14 protein-coding genes and 1 pseudogene are annotated in these 17,522 nt (G+C 60.7%); 14 read left to right on the top strand and 1 reads right to left on the bottom strand.

All coding sequences use genetic code 11. From position 1 onward, the window contains the following. Positions 1–12: 12 nt before the first annotated feature. The 14 genes from EGK14_RS05535 to EGK14_RS05470 all read left to right on the top strand — a co-directional run bounded on the left by EGK14_RS05535 (position 13) and on the right by EGK14_RS05470 (position 17,317). Positions 13–1,254, top strand: a complete 1,242-nt coding sequence (locus EGK14_RS05535; RefSeq protein WP_125288082.1) for an MFS transporter — start codon at positions 13–15, stop codon at positions 1,252–1,254. 280 nt (positions 1,255–1,534) lie between these two features. Next, entirely contained in the window at positions 1,535–2,779 is a 1,245-nt protein-coding gene (fes, locus tag EGK14_RS05530) for an enterochelin esterase (protein WP_125288081.1), read from the top strand. Next, positions 2,766–2,975 (top strand): MbtH family protein, encoded by a 210-nt coding sequence (locus tag EGK14_RS05525; protein ID WP_125288080.1) that lies wholly within the window; start codon positions 2,766–2,768, stop codon positions 2,973–2,975. Before fes ends, EGK14_RS05525 begins: the two co-directional genes overlap by 14 nt. 8 nt (positions 2,976–2,983) lie before the next feature. Next, positions 2,984–6,907: an enterobactin synthase subunit F gene (locus EGK14_RS05520; RefSeq protein WP_125288323.1), complete on the top strand. Its 3,924-nt coding sequence runs from the start codon at positions 2,984–2,986 to the stop codon at positions 6,905–6,907. After that, complete coding sequence (entS, locus tag EGK14_RS05515) at positions 6,904–8,160, top strand: enterobactin transporter EntS (protein ID WP_125288079.1); 1,257 nt, start codon at positions 6,904–6,906, stop codon at positions 8,158–8,160. The genes EGK14_RS05520 and entS overlap by 4 nt, the downstream gene beginning before the upstream one ends. Positions 8,161–8,382: 222 nt before the next feature. Continuing rightward, positions 8,383–9,561 (top strand): isochorismate synthase, encoded by a 1,179-nt coding sequence (locus EGK14_RS05510; protein ID WP_125288078.1) that lies wholly within the window; start codon positions 8,383–8,385, stop codon positions 9,559–9,561. A 9-nt stretch (positions 9,562–9,570) separates the two neighbouring features. Further along, positions 9,571–11,184 (top strand): (2,3-dihydroxybenzoyl)adenylate synthase, encoded by a 1,614-nt coding sequence (locus EGK14_RS05505; RefSeq protein ID WP_125288077.1) that lies wholly within the window; start codon positions 9,571–9,573, stop codon positions 11,182–11,184. Between the two features lie 14 nt (positions 11,185–11,198). Then, a complete protein-coding gene (locus EGK14_RS05500) occupies positions 11,199–12,050 on the top strand; it encodes an isochorismatase (RefSeq protein WP_125288076.1) in 852 nt (283 codons plus the stop codon). After that, on the top strand, positions 12,047–12,799 hold the full coding sequence (gene dhbA, locus EGK14_RS05495; protein ID WP_125288075.1) for a 2,3-dihydro-2,3-dihydroxybenzoate dehydrogenase: 753 nt from the start codon (positions 12,047–12,049) through the stop codon (positions 12,797–12,799). The genes EGK14_RS05500 and dhbA overlap by 4 nt, the downstream gene beginning before the upstream one ends. After that, entirely contained in the window at positions 12,799–13,221 is a 423-nt protein-coding gene (locus EGK14_RS05490) for a hotdog fold thioesterase (protein WP_125288074.1), read from the top strand. The genes dhbA and EGK14_RS05490 overlap by 1 nt, the downstream gene beginning before the upstream one ends. A gap of 54 nt (positions 13,222–13,275) precedes the next feature. Continuing rightward, entirely contained in the window at positions 13,276–14,322 is a 1,047-nt protein-coding gene (locus EGK14_RS05485; protein WP_125288073.1) for a YncE family protein, read from the top strand. Between the two features lie 120 nt (positions 14,323–14,442). Further along, entirely contained in the window at positions 14,443–15,117 is a 675-nt protein-coding gene (locus tag EGK14_RS05480) for an antitoxin Xre/MbcA/ParS toxin-binding domain-containing protein (protein ID WP_125288072.1), read from the top strand. Further along, a complete protein-coding gene (locus tag EGK14_RS05475; RefSeq protein ID WP_199746378.1) occupies positions 15,110–15,775 on the top strand; it encodes an RES family NAD+ phosphorylase in 666 nt (221 codons plus the stop codon). Before EGK14_RS05480 ends, EGK14_RS05475 begins: the two co-directional genes overlap by 8 nt. A 108-nt stretch (positions 15,776–15,883) precedes the next feature. Next, the gene (locus EGK14_RS05470; protein WP_125288070.1) at positions 15,884–17,317 is read left to right on the top strand and encodes a glycoside hydrolase family 1 protein; all 1,434 of its coding nucleotides are present in this window, start codon (positions 15,884–15,886) and stop codon (positions 17,315–17,317) included. Here the strand turns inward: EGK14_RS05470 and EGK14_RS05465 are convergent. Then, positions 17,310–17,498 (bottom strand): annotated as a pseudogene (locus EGK14_RS05465) (GntR family transcriptional regulator); the annotation flags it as partial. The gene EGK14_RS05470 and the pseudogene EGK14_RS05465 overlap by 8 nt on opposite strands. Positions 17,499–17,522: the final 24 nt, after the last annotated feature.

Genomic DNA, 17,522 nt, shown 5'->3' with positions numbered 1-17,522 from the left:
CCGGAAAACACCATGCAATCGCCCACTTCCGCCGGAGCGGAATCGCTGTTTCACCATCGCTCTTTTGTCGCTTTCTGGCTGGCCCGCACCAGCTCAAGTTTCGGTTTTCAGATGCTCTCTATCGCGGTCGGCTGGCAAATTTATGCGCTTACCGGCCGCGCCTTCGATCTGGGCTTGATCGGGCTGGCGCAGTTTCTGCCGGCGGTCTTACTGGCTTTGCCGGCAGGGCATGTTGCCGACCAGTTTGACCGACGTCGCGTCGTGCTGCTGGGGCAGTTCACCGAGCTGCTGGCGATTGCCGCGCTGGCGGTGCTGACGCTGATGCACCTGACCAACGAGCTGGTGATCCTGGCGCTGATTTTCGTGCTCTCTATCGCCAAAACGTTAGAGGCGCCGTCTCTGCAGTCCATGCTGCCCGCGCTGGTGCCGCCCTCGATACTGGCGCGAGCGACGGCCGCAAACGCCGCATCGATGCAAACAGCCTCGATGCTTGGCCCGGCGCTCGGCGGCTTTTTATACGTTGCCGGGCCGCAGGCGGTCTATATCACCACCGGCGTGCTCTACCTTATCTCCGTCGTGATGGTCAGTCGCCTGCGCTACGATCATACGCCGCCGCCGCGTACGCCAGCTACCTTCGCCAGCGTCTTTGCCGGGGTGAAATTTATCCGTAACCGGCCGGACGTGCTGGGCGTAATTTCGCTGGATCTGTTTGCGGTACTGCTGGGCGGCGCGACGGCGCTGTTGCCCATTTTCGCCAAAGATATTCTGCATACCGGGCCGTGGGGCCTGGGCCTGCTGCGCGGCGCGCCAGCGGTTGGCGGCCTGCTGGTCGGCCTGTGGCTCAGCCGTCGTTCGCTGGAGCGTAACGTCGGTAAGATTATGTTCGCCTCCGTAGCCGGCTTCGGCGTGGCGACGCTGGTGTTTGCCCTTTCTGAAGAACTGTGGCTTTCGCTGCTGGCGCTGTTTGCGCTGGGCGGGTTTGATATGGTCAGCATGGTGATCCGCGGCTCGCTGGTGCAGCTGGATACGCCGGATGAGATGCGCGGGCGCGTTAGCGCCGTCAATTCCATTTTTATTAATACCTCTAATCAGCTTGGCGAATTTGAGTCGGGGATGCTGGCGGCCTGGCTGGGTGCGGCGCCAGCGGCGGCAGTCGGCGGTATTGGCACGCTGATCGTGGTCGGCCTGTGGATGGCCTGGTTCCCGAGCCTGCGCAGGCGCCAGCGGCTGCACGATCCCGTTTCTTCTTCCTGATCCCGCCGTTAATAAGCGCCGTTAATGATTAGCGGCGTCGCTGACGCTTTTCTCTGCCTCTTTTTACCTACAGAATGACCGGGCCGCGACGTTGTCGACGGCCTTTTTTACCCGTGACCATTTCCTTTTTTGCTCATCTTTTCCGTCGGTTAAGCTGGTGTCGCGCCTCTCGCGGGTCTGAATATCGCTTTGATTTCTTATTGCAAATGAAAACCATTATCAATAAAATCGGCGGCCTGCGGTTCCCGTTTTCTTGGCAGTAATGATGGAAGGTTATGATATGACAGGCGGTTGGGATAGTGACGCGCAGGCGGACTGGCAGCACAAGCTGAGACTGGGGTCGCCAGCGGTCATAACGGAAGGTGACATCTGCACCGTCACCTTTTACTGGCGGGATCCCGCCGGAACGGAACGGACTTCGCCGGTACGCCGGGTATGGATTTATATCACTGGCGTAACCGATCATCATCAGCAGCGCGCGCCGCAAAGCCTGCAGCGCATCAGCGGCACGGCTATCTGGCAGTGGCAGGTTCGGCTAAATGCGGGCTGGCGAGGCAGCTACTGCTTTATCCCTTCCGTAAACGAAAATGATTTCTCCCCCGAGGCGCTGCAAAGTCCGCCGGATCGTGCGGCGCTGCGCGAAGGCTGGCGCAGACTGCTGCCGCAGGCGATAGCCGATCCGCTTAATCCCCATACCAGCTGGCGAGGCGGGCGCGGTCATCCCGTCTCCGCGCTGCATCTGCCGCAGGCGCCTGTGCAGCCGGGCTGGACAGAGAGCGTTGAGTTTGCCGCGCCGCGCTGCCTGACGTGGCAGAGCAAACGGCTGGGCAATCAGCGTCGGGTATGGCTTTTCAACACTGGCGAAACCCAGCCGGAACAGCGCCCGCTGGCCGTGCTGCTGGATGGCCAGTTCTGGGCGGAGCAGATGCCGGTCTGGCCCGTACTGCAGGCGCAAACCAATCGGGGCCAGCTTCCGCAGGCGGTTTATCTGCTGATTGATGCGATCGACACGCAGCATCGCGGCGAGGAGCTGACCTGCAATCCCGACTTCTGGCTGGCGGTACAGGAAGAGCTGCTGCCGCTGATTGCGCAGCACGCGCGCTGGCGCGACGATCCGGCGACCACCGTGGTGGCCGGACAGAGCTTCGGCGGTCTTTCCGCCCTCTATGCCGCGCTGCACTGGCCGCAGCGTTTCGGCTGCGCGCTCAGCCAGTCCGGCTCTTTCTGGTGGCCGCATCGCCAGCGTACCGGCGAGCACGGCTGGCTGACAGAGCAGCTGATGCAGGGCCGGCTCAGCGCCGCGCCGCTGCGCATTTATCTGGAGGCGGGCCTGCGCGAACCTGTCGTTTTACAGGCTAACCAGCGCATTTATCCTCTGCTGCAACGGGCCTGCCCGGCGCTGCACTATCGCCTTGTTGACGGCGGCCACGACGCTCTGTGCTGGCGAGGCGGCCTGATTAACGGGCTGACCACGCTGTGGCAGTCTGTCCCTGCTAAATCCGGAGTTTCCGATGGAACAGAGTAATCCTTTCGATCGCCCTGAGGGGCCGTTTTTCGTGCTGCAAAATCATCTGGGCTACAGCCTGTGGCCAGCCCACTGCGCCCGACCCGCAGGCTGGCAGCCGGCATATGGCCCGGCGACGCAGCACGAATGTAACGACTGGCTGGCGCGCTGGCAAACGCTGACCCCGGCCCACTTCGCGGCAGGAGTCACAGCGTGAAAAGTGAAATGAGCGGGACGCTGATAAATAAAGTGCAGCAGCAAATGATGCCGCTGGTAGCGGCGCAGTCCGGTATCTGGATGGCGGAACAGCTGTCGCCACAGGTAAACGCCTGGAGCGTGGCGCACTATGTGGAGCTGAACGGCGCGTTGAATGAGCCGCTGCTGCGCCAGGCCGTGGTGCGCGGGATGCAGGAGGCGGACACGCTGCGGATGCGCTTTACCGAAAGGGACGGCGTGCCGATGCAGTGGGTCGATGTCGACGCTGACTTTACCCTGCCGGAATGCGTCGATCTGCGCCTCGAGGCCGATCCCGCAGCGGCGGCGCTGGCGCATATGCAGCAGGATCTGGACCAGGATTTGCGCATCAGCAGCGGCAGCCCGATCTACCGTCATATTCTTTTTCGCCTGAGCGAAAGCCGCTGGTACTGGTATCAGCGTTTTCATCATCTGGTGGTGGACGGCTTCAGCTTTACCGCCATCACCCGTCGCATTGCGGAGATTTATACCGCGCTTTGCACCGGCAGCGAGCCGAAGCCTTCGCCTTTCGTCCCTTTCAGCGATGTGGTGGAGGAGTACGAACGCTATAGCGCCTCCGCGACCCGCCAGCGCGATGCCGCCTTCTGGAAAGAGCAGGCGAGCCAGCTGCCGATGCCCGCCAGCCTGTCGCCGCTGCCGCTGAACGGACAAAGCGCCACCACGCATCTTATTCGTCAGCATTTGCAGCTGAGCCGCGAAGATTTCCGCGAGCTGAAGGCGCAAAGCCAGCTCAGCGCGTCGGAACTGGCGCTGGCGCTGGTTGCGGTGTGGCTGGGCCGCCTCAGCGCGCGGGCGGAATACAGCGCGGGCTTTATCTTTATGCGCCGCCTGGGATCGGCCGCGCTGAGCGCCACCGGGCCGGTGCTCAACGTGCTGCCAATGGCGATACGGCTCGATCCTCAGGCCACGTTGCCACAGCTGGCGGAGGCGCTGCAGCAGCAGTTGAAAAAAGCGCGCCGCCATCAGCGCTACGACGCGGAGCAAATCCAAAGGGATATCGGCCAGCTGAGCGAGCCGCTGTTCGGCCCGGTCATCAACCTGAAAATGTTTGACTACCGGCTGGATTTTGCCGGTATCGAAGGCGTGACCCACCAGCTGGCTTCCGGCCCGGTACGCGATCTGGAAATCGCGCTCTACCCGGACGAAGAGGGCAACGTCTCGCTGGAAATCCTGGCGAACGCGGAGCGCTATCGGGCGGAAACGCTGCATGAGCATCTAGCCCGCCTGCCGCTGCTGCTTAGCCAGTTCGCGGGCCATCCGACGCTGACCTGCGCGCAGGCGACGCTGCTGCATCCGCATGAGGAAGAGCGGCTGCGGCAGATTAACAACACCGCGGTCGCGGTGCCGCAAACCACGCTGAGCAGCCTGATTATGGCGCAGGCGCAGCGCACCCCGGACGCGGACGCGCTGGCGGATGACCAGCATAGTTTTACCTACCGCGAGATGCGTCAGCAGGTAACGGCGCTGGCTCAGGCGCTGCAAAAGCGAGGCGTGCAGGCGGGCGACATCGTGGCCGTGGCGCTGCCGCGTTCGGTGTTTTTGTCGCTTGCCCTACAGGCCATTGTGGAGCTGGGCGCCGCCTGGCTGCCGCTGGATACCGGCTATCCGACCGACCGGCTGAGCATGATGCTGGAAGATGCTAACCCGCGTCTGTTAATCACCACCGAAGCACAGCTGGGCCGCTTTGCGCAGCTCGAAAATCTGCAAAGCTTCTGCTACCACCAGCCGCTGCCGACGGTGGATCTTCCGCCAGCTCAGGATCGCTCGCGCCCGCATCATACCGCCTATGTGATCTATACCTCCGGTTCTACCGGACGGCCAAAAGGCGTCATGGTCGGCCAGCAGGCGATCGTAAACCGTCTGCTGTGGATGCAGGATCATTATCGATTAGCTACCGACGATGTCGTGCTGCAAAAGACGCCGTGCAGTTTTGACGTCTCGGTCTGGGAATTTTTCTGGCCGTTTCTGACCGGTGCGCAGCTGGTGATGGCGCCGCCGGAAGCGCATCGCGATCCTCAGGCGCTCCGGGCGCTGTTCAGTCGTTACGGTGTCACAACCACGCACTTTGTTCCTTCCATGCTGGCGGCGTTTGTCACCGCGTTAACCGATGACGAGGCCGTGGCCCACTGTGCTTCTTTGCGGCGGGTATTCTGTAGCGGCGAGGCGCTGCCGACCGATCTCTGTCACCAGTGGCAGAACAAAACGGCCGTGCCGCTGCACAATCTTTATGGCCCGACCGAAGCGGCGGTGGATGTGAGCTGGTATCCGGCCTACGGCGAAGCGTTGGCAAACGTAACGGGCGCAAGCGTGCCGATTGGCTATCCGGTCTGGAATACCGGGCTGCGCATCCTGGATGGCAATATGCAGCCGGTACCGCCGGGTATTGCGGGCGATCTCTATCTGACCGGCGTGCAGCTGGCGCAGGGCTATCTGGCGCGGGCCGATTTGACCGCCAGCCGTTTTATTGCCGATCCGGAAGGCGAGGGCGCAAGAATGTACCGCACCGGCGACGTGGCGCGCTGGCTGGAGAACGGCGCGGTGGAATACCTGGGCCGCAGCGACGATCAGCTTAAGATCCGTGGGCAGAGGATCGAGCTGGGCGAGATCGATCAGGCGCTGCTGGCGCTGGATAACGTGGCGCAGGCGGTTACCCATGCCTGCGTGCTCGGCAATGCCAGCGCGGGCGGCGGCGATCAACGGCAGCTGGTGGGCTACGTGGTGGCCGCGTCCGGCGAACTGGATACGGCCGCGCTACGCGAACAGCTGAGCGATCGCCTGCCCGCGCATATGGTGCCGGTGGTGCTGATGCAGCTGGCGGCTTTTCCGCTAAGCGCCAACGGCAAGCTGGATCGCAAGGCGCTGCCGCTGCCACAGCTGGCAAACGCCACAGGGCGCGCGCCGGCTGAAGGCGTGGAAACCGTGGTGGCCGAAGCCTTTGCCCGCCTGCTGGAATGCGAGATCCGCTCGGTTAATGATGACTTCTTTGCCCTCGGCGGCCATTCGCTGCTGGCGATGCGGCTGGCGGTCGATCTGCGTCGCCGTCTCGACAGGCCGGTGACGCCGGGGCTGATCATGGTGGCGTCCACCGTCGGCGCGCTGGCGGAAAAGCTGACGCGGCAGAGCGAAGAAGAGGCGAGCCGCGCGGGCATGGAAACCATCCTGCCGCTGCGGCGTTCGCACGGCCCCACGCTGTTTTGCTTCCACCCGGCCTCCGGCTTCGCCTGGCAGTTCAGCATTCTGCAACGCTATCTGGACGCGCGCTGGTCGCTGATCGGCATTCAGTCGCCGCGCCCGAACGGGCCAATGCAGCAGGCGGAAAATCTGGACGCGCTTTGCGAGCGGCATCTGGCCACGCTGCGCGAGCAGCAGCCGCACGGCCCTTACTATCTGCTGGGCTATTCGCTGGGCGGCACGCTGGCGCACGCCGTCGCCGCGCGCCTGCAAGCGCAGGGAGAAAATGTCGCCTTTTTGGGGCTGCTGGATACCTGGCCGCCGGAAACGCAAAACTGGTCGCAGAACAACCAGCTGGATGCCGAAGTGCTGGCGGAAATCGACCGCGAGCGCGAAGCCTTTATGGCCGCGCAGGCGTCGTTGCGCGAGTCGCTGGCGGCCTCGGCCAGCCAGGCGCTTTTCGGCGCTATCGAAGGCAACTACGGCGATGCGGTCAGGCTATTGGCGACCGCGAAAAGCCGCCGTTTTGCCGGGGAAGCCACGCTGTTCGTCGCGCAGAAAACGCTGAAGCCGGGGCAGGATGCGCACACCGCGTGGGCGCCGTGGCTCGACGCGCTGCAAACCTTCCCGGTGGAATGCGCGCATGTGGATATTATTTCGGCAGAGGCGTTTACCCATATCGGCCCACGCCTTAACCAACTGCTGGATCGGGCAACTAAATGAAAAAACAGACTTTTATGCTCAGCCTCAGCCTGCTGAAGACGCACCCCGATTTTCGGGCGGTATTTATTGCGCGCTTTATCTCTATTCTGGCGCTGGGCCTGCTTGGCGTCGGCGTGCCGGTGCAGATCCAGCAGCTGACCGGTTCTGCCTGGCAGGTAAGCATGGCGGTCACGCTGACCGGTGCGGCTCTGTTTACCGGTCTGATGCTGGGCGGCGTGCTGGCGGATCGCCACGAGCGTCGGCGGCTGATCCTGTTTGCGCGGTCGACCTGCGGGCTGGGCTTTGTTGGCCTGTGCGTCAATGCCGCCATGCCGTCCCCGTCGCTGACCGCCATCTACCTGCTGGGCATCTGGGACGGCTTTTTCGGCGCCATCGGCGTGACGGCGCTGCTTGCCGCCACGCCCGCGCTGGTGGGCCGTGAAAACCTGATGCAGGCCGGGGCGATCACCATGCTCACGGTCAGGCTGGGCGCGGTGATTTCGCCAATGGTGGGCGGCGTACTGCTCGCGGCGGGCGGCGTATTCTGGAACTTCGCGCTGGCGGCGGCGGGCACCTTTATTACACTGATCCCGCTGCTGCGGCTGCCGTCGTTGCCGCCGCCGCCGCAGTCGCACGCCAGGCCGCTACGGTCGCTGGCGGAAGGCTTTACCTTTCTGCTCGGCCATCGTCTGATCGGCGGCGTGGCGCTGGTAGGCGCGCTGCTGACCATGGCGACGGCGGTGCGCGTGCTTTATCCGGCGCTGGCCATTCGTTGGGCGCTGAGCGCGCAGCAAATTGGCTTTCTCTATGCTGCCGTACCGCTCGGCGCGGCCGCAGGCGCGCTGACCAGCGGTAATCTGGCACAGCATCCGCGTCCGGGAAAGGTGATGCTTTTTACCGCCGTCGCCGCTTTCGTCGCGGTAGGGCTGTGCGGCCTGATGCCTTACTGGGAGGCGGGTGCGCTCTGTCTGATGCTGTTTGGCTACCTGAGTGCCCTGAGCGCACTGCTGCAATACACGCTAATCCAGACGCTGACGCCGGACGCGATGCTGGGCCGTATCAACGGCCTGTGGACGGCGCAAAACGTGATGGGTGACTCGCTGGGCGCGCTGCTGCTGGGCGCGATGACCACGGTTATGCTGCCCGCCACCGCCGCCAGCAGCAGCGGCCTGGGGCTGGCCATCGTCAGCCTGGTGCTGGCCGCCGCCTTCGGTTCGCTCCGACGCTATCGCCAGCCCGCGCCCGCTTCGCCGGGAGAAAGCGTAACTGAATAACATCGGGTTTTAGTCCTTCCTTGCCTGCCCTGGCGGCAGGTAATGCTGCCAAATGATGCTAATAACGGCGCAAACGTTGCGCCCGGTCGCGGCGTGGTGTTTTGCACTGTTTTAAACTGCGAAACGTTGCTTGACATCACAAAGAATTTACTTAAAGTTACGCGGTAATAATGCAAATGATAATCATTATTATACTTTTTATCGTTGTGGCTGGAGGCCGTTATGGAGACGCTTTGCGCTGATGCAGTTAAACCATCAGTTTCTCTCTCATCTGAGAGCTTTTTCTTCGCATCGCCGTGGAAAAGCTTTATCACCACTGGTCGCTTTGCCGAAATTACCTGTCCTGCCGCCGATGGCGACAACCTGCACGGCGCTTTCCAGCAGCAGGTACGCAGCGCCTTTGCTGCGGCCAGGGCCAAAGGGATTACGCGCCCGGTGATGGTTGGCGCGATCCCCTTTGATACGCGCCAGCCTTCCGCGCTATTTATTCCTGAGCGTCATGAGGCGTTCTCCCGCCAGCAGCCGCTACAGGCGGCGCAGCAGGCAAAATCCGCCGTAGAGCCGGTAATTACTGCGCGCCGGAATATCCCGGAGCAGGCCGAATTTATGGAGATGGTGGCGAAAGCGGCGGAAGCGACCGCCCAGCCCGGCCTGGATAAAGTCGTGCTCTCACGTCTGATTGATATCACTACCGCCGAGCCGGTGCAGGCTACGGCGTTAATGGATCGCCTGATTGCGCTCAACCCTGGCAGCTACCACTTCCATGTGCCGCTGGCCGACGGCAGCACGCTGCTGGGCGCCAGCCCGGAGCTGCTGCTGCGTAAGTCGGGCGAAACCTACACTTCGCTGCCGCTGGCGGGCTCGGCCAGACGCGATCGCAGCGACAAAGCGCGCGATCTTGCGGTAGGCGAAAAGCTGATGTACTCGCAAAAAGATCGCTACGAGCACCGCCTGGTGACCAGCGCCATGTACGACGTGCTGAAACCGCGCAGCCGCTCTCTGGCGGTGCCGGACAAGCCGGAGCCGATCACTACTTCGACGCTGTGGCACCTTGCTACCGCGATTGAAGGCAAAGCCGCAGCGGCTGAGGAAACGGCGCTGTCGCTCGCCTGCCTGCTGCATCCTACGCCCGCGCTGAGCGGTTATCCGCACGTCGCCGCTTGCGAGTGGATTGAAAAGCTGGAGCCGTTTAACCGCGAGCTGTTTGGCGGCATCGTCGGCTGGTGCGACGACGAAGGCAACGGCGAATGGGTAGTGACCATTCGCTGCGGCACCCTGGCCGGGAAAAACATTCGCTTGTTCGCTGGCGCGGGCATCGTTCCGGCCTCTTCGCCGGAATCGGAATGGCGTGAAACCGGCGTCAAGCTCAGCACCATGCTGCACGTATTTGGACTGCAATAAGGCTACTTTATGACGATTTGCTATTCCCGCTGGCCCGACGATTTTGCGGCCCGCTACCGTGAAAAAGGCTACTGGCTGGATCTGCCCTTAACGGATATTTTAACTCGCCGTGCCGGCAGCACGGAAACGGCGCTGATCGACGGCGACCGCGAATACAGCTACCGGCAGCTGGAGAGCGCCAGCACCCGTCTGGCGGCGGCCTTACAGCGTCGTGGCCTGAAGTGCGGCGATACCGCGCTGGTGCAGCTGGGCAACGTGGCTGAATTCTATATCGTGCTGTTTGCACTGCTGAAGCTCGGCGTGGCACCGGTCAACGCGTTGTTCAGCCATCAGCGCCAGGAGCTGGACGCCTACGCCAGCCAGATTGAGCCTGCTTTGCTGATCGCCGATCGTCAGCACGCGCTGTTCGCCACCGACGACTATCTGCAACCGCTGCGTCAGCGCTATCCGTCGCTGCGTGAGGTGGTGCTGCGCAACGCTCGTGAGGACGATACCTCGCTTGCAGCCTTAATCGACGAGGCGCAGGGCGAGTTTGTCGCTGCCCCTTCCGCCGCTGACGAAGTCGCGTTTTTCCAGCTTTCCGGCGGCAGTACCGGCACGCCCAAGCTGATCCCGCGTACCCATAACGACTACTACTACAGCATCCGCCGCAGCGTGGAAGTCTGTTGTTTTAACGAAAAAACCCGCTATCTCTGCGCTTTGCCCGCCGCCCACAACTATCCGCTCAGTTCGCCAGGTGCCTTCGGCGTGTTTTATGGCGGCGGCCTGGTGGTGCTGGCAGGCGATCCGAGCGCCAACCTTTGTTTCCCGCTGATTGAAAAACATCAGATTACGGCGACGGCGCTGGTGCCGCCGGCGGTCAGCCTCTGGCTACAGGCTATTCAGGAGTGGGGCAGCAGCCGGGCGCTTAACTCGCTCCAGCTGTTGCAGGTTGGCGGTGCGCGCTTAAGCGAAGCGCTGGCGGCGCGCATTCCGGCAGAAATTGGCTGCCAGCTGCAGCAGGTCTTCGGTATGGCGGAAGGGCTGGTCAACTATACGCAGCTGACCGATGACGAGCGGCACATCTTCTCGACGCAGGGCACACCGATGAGCCCGGACGATGAGGTTTGGGTCGCGGACGAGCAGGGCAATCCGCTGCCGCAGGGCGAAACCGGACGGCTGATGACGCGCGGCCCGTACACCTTCCGCGGCTATTACCGCAGCCCGGAGCACAACGCGCAGGCCTTTGACGCCAACGGCTTCTACTGTTCCGGCGACTTAGTCTCCATTACGCCGGACGGCTATATCTGCGTGCAGGGCCGCGAAAAAGATCAGATCAATCGCGGCGGCGAGAAAATTGCCGCTGAAGAGATCGAAAACCTGCTGTTACGCCACGAGGCCATTCTACACGTTGCGCTGGTCTCGATGGAGGACAGCCTGCTGGGTGAAAAAAGCTGCGCCTTTATCGTGGGCAAACGTCCCTTGCGCGCCGTAGAGATCCGCCGCTATCTGCGCGAGCTTGGCGTGGCGGACTACAAGCTGCCCGATCGTATTGAAACCGTTGACGAACTGCCGCTGACGCCCGTCGGTAAAGTGGATAAAAAACGCCTGCGTCAACAGCTGGCCGCCAGCCAGACCAACTGAATTCCGGAGAAAAAATGACTATCCCTGCACTGAAAGCCTATGCGCTGCCTGCCGCCGCTGACCTGCCAGAAAACAAGGTCAAATGGACGTTTGAACCCGCCAGGGGCGCGCTGCTGATCCACGATATGCAGAACTATTTTATTAATTTCTGGGGCGAAGACTGCCCGATGATCAAACAGGTCATCAGCAATATCGCCGCGCTGCGTGAATACTGCCGCCAGAACGGCATTCCGGTTTACTACACGGCGCAGCCGAACCAGCAAAGCGATAAAGACCGCGCGCTGCTGAACGATATGTGGGGGCCGGGGCTGAATAAACATCCGGAGCAGCAGAAAGTCGTAGCCGAACTGGCGCCGGAAGAGGGCGACGAGGTGCTGGTGAAATGGCGCTACAGCGCCTTCCATCGCTCGCCGCTGGAGCAGCACCTGAAAGAGACCGGCCGCGACCAGCTGATTATCTGCGGCGTGTACGCGCATATCGGCTGCCTGACCACCGCTATCGATGCCTTTATGCGGGATATCCAGCCCTTTATGGTGGCGGATGCGCTGGCTGACTTCAGCCGCGACGAGCACCTGATGGCGCTGAAATATACCGCCGGCCGTGCCGGGAAAGTGGTGCTGACGGAAGATCTGCTGCCGGTGCCGCTGAGCATGGCGCAGCTGCGCGCGCTGGTGCAGCCGATGCTGGATGAGGACGAAACGCCGGAAGAGGATGAGAACCTGATCGATTACGGGCTGGATTCGGTGCGCATGATGGCGCTGGCGGCGCGCTGGCGTAAAGTTTACGGCGATATCGATTTTGTGATGCTGGCGAAAGAGCCGACGCTGGCGGCCTGGTGGCGTCTGCTGTCGCGGGAGCGCGCATGAGCCTCGATTTTACCAATAAACATATCTGGGTAACCGGCGCCGGTAAAGGCATTGGCTATGCCACCGCGCTGGCCTTTCACGAGGCGGGCGCGACGGTAGTCGGGCTGGATCTCGCTTTCCCGCAGGCCGATTACCCGTTTCAGACCGTGGAACTGAACGTGGCCGACGCGCAGCAGGTGAAGGCGGTATGCCAGCGGCTGCGGCCGGAAACGCCGCGACTGGACGTGCTGGTCAACGGCGCGGGCATTCTGCGGATGGGCGCGACGGATGAGCTGGACGTGGCGGACTGGGAAGCGGTGATGGCCGTCAACGTCGGCGGCGCGTTTAACCTTTTCCAGCAGACCATGCCGTGGTTCCGCGAGCAGCGTGGCGGGGCTATCGTCACCGTGGCGTCGGACGCCGCCCACTGTCCGCGTATCGGTATGTCGGCCTACGGCGCGTCGAAAGCGGCGCTGCGCAGCCTCAGCCTCACGGTCGGCCTGGAGCTGGCCTCCTTCGGCGTGCGCTGCAACCTGGTGTCGCCAGGCTCGACCGATACCGATATGCAGCGCACGCTGTGGAAAAGCCCGGATGCCGAGCAGCAGCGCATTCGCGGCTTTGCGGAGCAGTTTAAAGTCGGTATTCCGCTGGGCAAAATCGCCCGGCCAGGGGAGGTCGCCAGCACCATCCTGTTCCTTGCGTCCGATCAAGCCAGCCATATCACGATGCAGGATATTGTGATCGACGGTGGCAGCACGCTGGGGGCGTAATGACAAAATCTATCTGGAAGCGTCAGCTGAGTCTGGATGAGCTTAACCGCATGGGCGACGGATCGATGGTCGCCCATCTGGGCATGACCTTTACTCTGCTGGAAGAGACCAGGCTGGAAGCGACCATGCCGGTCGATGCCCGCACGCAGCAGCCTTTTGGCCTGCTGCACGGCGGCGCGTCGGTCGCACTGGCGGAAACGTTAGGATCGATGGCCGGCTTTTTGACCAGCCAGGAAGGGCAGTGCGTGGTCGGCACGGAGATTAATGCCAGCCACCATCGCGCCGTGACCGGCGGCCTGGTGCGCGGCGTTTGTCAGCCGCTGCATCTGGGCAGAAGCCAGCAGGTCTGGGAAATCGCTATCTATGACGACAGGGACAGGCGCTGCTGTACCGCAAGATTGACCACGGCGCTGCTGGGCTAATTTTCGGCGCGTCGGGCCGCTTTACCTCTGATCATTCAGTTACATGGAGAGAATATGAACGCTACCTTCAGCCGTGGAAAAGGCTACCTGTTAACGCTGGCGCTGTTTGCCGCCGCGATCCCCGCCCACAGTGAAACCGCTGAACCGCTGCGCCAGCCCGTTGCCAAAGGCGCTTATGAAATGGCTTACAGCCCGTCGCAGCAGGCGCTGTATCTGGCCACTTCCGGCAGCCGCCAGCTGGATAAGGGCGGCGTGGTTTACCGCCTCGATCCGCAGACCCTGGCCATTACTCAGGCAATCCACAACGACCTTAAGCCCTTTGGTGTGGCAATCAACAATAAAACCGACACGCTTTTTGTCGGCAACACGCTGGACAGCACGGTCACCGCGATCGATGTAAAAAGCGGTAAGGTAAAAGGGCGTCTGGTGCTGGATGCGCGTTCGCGCAGCGAAAATTTCCGTCCGCTGGCGCCGCGTGAGCTGGCAGTAGATGAAAATACCAATACGGTTTATATCGGCGGCGTGGGCGAAGAGAGCCGCATCTGGGTGGTGGATGGTGATAAGCTGACGCTGCGCCATACGCTGGAAGGATTAGGCAAGCACGCTACCGGCCTGACGCTGGACACCACCGCACATCGCCTTTACGCCACCGGCGGCGATAATGAACTCTTCACTTTCGACACCGCCAGCAACAGGCTGCTTGCAAAAGTAAAGCTGGCGGAAGGCGAGCACTTCTTTCTGAATATCAGCCTGGATCCGGCCACGCATCGCGCCTTTATCAGCGACGCTAAGCAGCCTGAGCTGCTGGTGGTAAACACCGAGGACGGCAAGGTTATACAGAAAATCGCCGTGCCAAAATCGCTGGCAGTGCTGTTTAACCCACAGCGTAATGAAATTTATGTGACCCACCGTGAGGCGGGCGAAGTCAGCATTATTGATGGCAAAACCTATAAAGTCGTCAAAACCCTTAAGGCGCCGACCCATCCAAACAGCCTTGCGCTGTCGCCGGATGGCCAGACGCTCTATATCTCCGTCAAGCAGGCTTCTTCCCGCAAACAGGAAGCCATCGTGCCTGACGAGGTGATGCGCGTCGCGCTGTAATCTGATGCCCCGATCGCCGACATCGGGGTTTTATCGTTACGTTCCTGTTTAAAAAGTGACCTTGTTAGTGATGGTGGTTATGCTATATTGCTCATAACTACCATCACCAAGGATAAAGCTATGAGCGCCATTCCGGATTCTTCAGGTATCGCGACGCTGGTAGGCACCCCCAAAGAGATCCAGGCCCGATTAAATAAGTCTCAGGCCGATCGTGTATTGGCCATGACCTTTGTTCATCAACAGCCGGGCGTGGTCGAAACGTTAACGGAAAACATTATGAACATGACCGTTTCTTTGCTTGAGGTGCTGCGGGAGCGTCAGGAGCAGTCATCGCTGGAGCGACTGGCGGAAATCATGCTGCCGTCGGCGCCGGTCTCGCCAACGCTGCTGAAAGAAGCCGCTATGCTGATCCAGGCCCGTAAGGCCGTACTGGAAAGTGGAGACTGGCTGACGGCGACAGAAGTGGCCGGGCTGGCCGGGTTCAGCGCGCGCAACCCCAGCGCGCAGCCGCATAAGTGGAAAAAACAGCAGCAGATTTTTACCATCCAGCATCACGGTATTGATTATTATCCCGCCTGGGCCTTAGCGGCGGACAACGGGTTCCGGCCCTGTAAGGCGCTGATGGAAATCATAAAAATCTTCACCGATAGCAAGGACGGTTGGGGGATGGCCTACTGGTTTCGGGCCGACAACAGCGCCCTGGGCGGCAGGCGTCCGCAGGATTTGCTGCTCAGCAGCCCGGAACAGGTAATAGAAGCAGCGAAAGATGAGGTGGAAGGCGTTGAACATGGCTAGCTCTGCCGATGCTTTATGGCTTCCCGCTCCTACGGCAGAGCTTGCTGTTACCCTGACACTTCTCAACGCCGGTGAAAAGCTACACCGTATCCATCTGGATAAATATCAAGCGACGCAGTTTAATCCGGGCCTTAAAGGCAACGCGCGATTCAGCCCCATTAAAGATGAGAAAGATCGCGCTATTCCCACGTTGTATGCCGGGACGACATTTTCCTGCGCGCTGATGGAAACGCTGTTTCACGACGTTCCGCATACCGCCGGGTTCAAAAGCATGGACAAGGCAAAGTTTACCGGCCAGCAGCACTCGGTTATTGAGGTAACGGAAGCGCTGAGGCTGGTGGATTTACGCAGCCTGGCTTTACACAAGCTCGGCCTGAAGCGTAGCCAGCTAATCGATACCGAAAAAGATTGCTATCCGGCCACCCGAAAATGGGCCGAAGCTATTTATTGTCAGTGTCCGCAGGCGCAGGGATTGCTCTGGATATCCAGACAGGATGACGCGGCGCGCGCCATCGTGCTTTTTGGCGATCGCCTCGGCGTAAAAACGCTACGGCCCACGGGCGTTTCCCGTTCTCTGCTACAGGATCACGGCACCTGGTTTAAAGTGCTGGCGCTGGCAGAACGCATAGCGCTAACCATTGTGCCCGCACGGTATTAATCGGCTTCTTTCCTGTCTGCCATCCTGCTTTTGCTTTAAAATCGTCGCTGGTACAAATCTTGTCATCAATTGCCGTTAAAACTTGCCGTTTTAAAAAGGATGAATGCAATGAAAGAAAGATTTCCGCAAGGCTTTATGTGGGGCGGCGCGACCGCCGCGAATCAGGTAGAAGGCGCTTACAACGAGGATGGCAAAGGGCTTTCCATCGTGGACGCCATTCCCGGCGGCAAGTCCCGCCTGGCTATCGTTTCCTCGCCTGATTTTGATTTCACCCTCGACCCTTCCCGCTACACCTATCCCAACCATAAAGGCATCGATCACTATCACCGCTTCCGCGAGGATATTGCGCTGTTTAAGGAGATGGGCTTCAAGTGCTATCGCTTTTCCATCGCCTGGACCCGCATCTATCCAAACGGCGTTGAGCAGCAGCCCAACGAAGCGGGCCTGCGTCATTATGATGAGGTGATTGCTACCTGTCTTGCGCACGGCATCGAGCCGGTTATCACCCTTTCCCATTATGAAATGCCGCTGCATCTCGCCACCGAATTCGGCGGCTGGAAAAATCGTGAAGTCATTGGGCATTTTGAACGCTTTGCCCGGACGGTGCTGGAACGCTACGGCCAGAAAGTAAAGTACTGGATGACCTTTAACGAGATCAACAGCGCGGTACATTTCCCGATGATGAGCCAGAGCCTGACGGTAAAAACCGGCGCGCTGGATCCGCAGGCGAAGTTCCAGGCGTGGCATAACCAGTTTGTCGCCAGCAGCATGGCGGTGAAAATCGCGCACGAAACCAATCCCGCCATTCAGATTGGCTGCATGATTATCTACGCTACCGCCTATGCCTTTGACTGTAACCCGCTTAACCAGCTGGCCACGCTGAAAGAGATGCAATCGTTTAACTTCTACTGCGCCGACGTGCAGGCAAAAGGCGACTACCCATATTACGCCAAAAGCCTGTGGAAATCGTTGGGCGTGACGCTGGATATCCAGCCGGGCGACATGGCGTTAATCAAAGCGCATACCGTGGATTACATCGGCTTCAGCTACTACATGTCCACTACCATCAATAAAACCGCGGAAGCGGAGTCTGCTCAGGGCAACCTGCTGGGCGGCGCGCGTAATCCGTTTTTGGAGGCCAGCGACTGGGGCTGGGAAATCGATCCTGTCGGCCTGCGCATTGGACTAAATCAGCTCTACGATCGCTACCAGAAACCGCTGTTTATTGTCGAAAACGGCCTGGGCGCCATCGACCGGCCGGATGAAAACTTCCGGGTGGAAGACGACTACCGCATCAACTATTTGCGCCAGCATATTGAAGCGATGGCGGAAGCGATTGACGACGGCGTCGAGCTAATGGGCTATACGCCCTGGGGCTGCATTGACCTGGTCAGCATGTCCACTGGCGAAATGAGCAAGCGCTACGGCTTTATCTATGTCGATCTGGACGACACTATCTCCGGCACCGGCAACCGCTATAAGAAAAAATCGTTCTACTGGTATCAGAAGGCGATCGCCAGCAACGGCAGCGATCTCAGCTAAGATCGTCCTGACCGTTGGCCGTATCCAGCGGCCAGGAACCAAACAGATAGCCGTCAAAATCAAGGTCGGCCACGTCAGAGAACTGCAGCAGGCGGCGTTTGACGTTTTCCGGATGCTGCCACATGGCCAGCTTCGCCGCGCGGGTATCCTTTTCAATCAGCGCTACCAGGATCTTTTTATGATAGCGCTGGGCCGCATAGCGCGA

Origin of the sequence: Erwinia sp. 198 (genome assembly GCF_003937915.1) — a bacterium.
GTDB lineage: Bacteria > Pseudomonadota > Gammaproteobacteria > Enterobacterales > Enterobacteriaceae > Erwinia > Erwinia aeris.
This window is presented reverse-complemented; position numbering and strand designations above follow the sequence as displayed.

Coding starts and splice junctions, on each gene's coding strand:
- EGK14_RS05490 (WP_125288074.1), top strand. CDS start 12,799: ATGACAAAATCTATCTGGAAGCGTCAGCTGAGTCTGGATGAGCTTAAC.
- EGK14_RS05475 (WP_199746378.1), top strand. CDS start 15,110: ATGGCTAGCTCTGCCGATGCTTTATGGCTTCCCGCTCCTACGGCAGAG.
- EGK14_RS05480 (WP_125288072.1), top strand. CDS start 14,443: ATGAGCGCCATTCCGGATTCTTCAGGTATCGCGACGCTGGTAGGCACC.
- EGK14_RS05510 (WP_125288078.1), top strand. CDS start 8,383: ATGGAGACGCTTTGCGCTGATGCAGTTAAACCATCAGTTTCTCTCTCA.
- fes (WP_125288081.1), top strand. CDS start 1,535: ATGACAGGCGGTTGGGATAGTGACGCGCAGGCGGACTGGCAGCACAAG.
- dhbA (WP_125288075.1), top strand. CDS start 12,047: ATGAGCCTCGATTTTACCAATAAACATATCTGGGTAACCGGCGCCGGT.
- EGK14_RS05505 (WP_125288077.1), top strand. CDS start 9,571: ATGACGATTTGCTATTCCCGCTGGCCCGACGATTTTGCGGCCCGCTAC.
- EGK14_RS05535 (WP_125288082.1), top strand. CDS start 13: ATGCAATCGCCCACTTCCGCCGGAGCGGAATCGCTGTTTCACCATCGC.
- EGK14_RS05470 (WP_125288070.1), top strand. CDS start 15,884: ATGAAAGAAAGATTTCCGCAAGGCTTTATGTGGGGCGGCGCGACCGCC.
- EGK14_RS05520 (WP_125288323.1), top strand. CDS start 2,984: ATGAGCGGGACGCTGATAAATAAAGTGCAGCAGCAAATGATGCCGCTG.
- EGK14_RS05500 (WP_125288076.1), top strand. CDS start 11,199: ATGACTATCCCTGCACTGAAAGCCTATGCGCTGCCTGCCGCCGCTGAC.
- EGK14_RS05525 (WP_125288080.1), top strand. CDS start 2,766: ATGGAACAGAGTAATCCTTTCGATCGCCCTGAGGGGCCGTTTTTCGTG.
- entS (WP_125288079.1), top strand. CDS start 6,904: ATGAAAAAACAGACTTTTATGCTCAGCCTCAGCCTGCTGAAGACGCAC.
- EGK14_RS05485 (WP_125288073.1), top strand. CDS start 13,276: ATGAACGCTACCTTCAGCCGTGGAAAAGGCTACCTGTTAACGCTGGCG.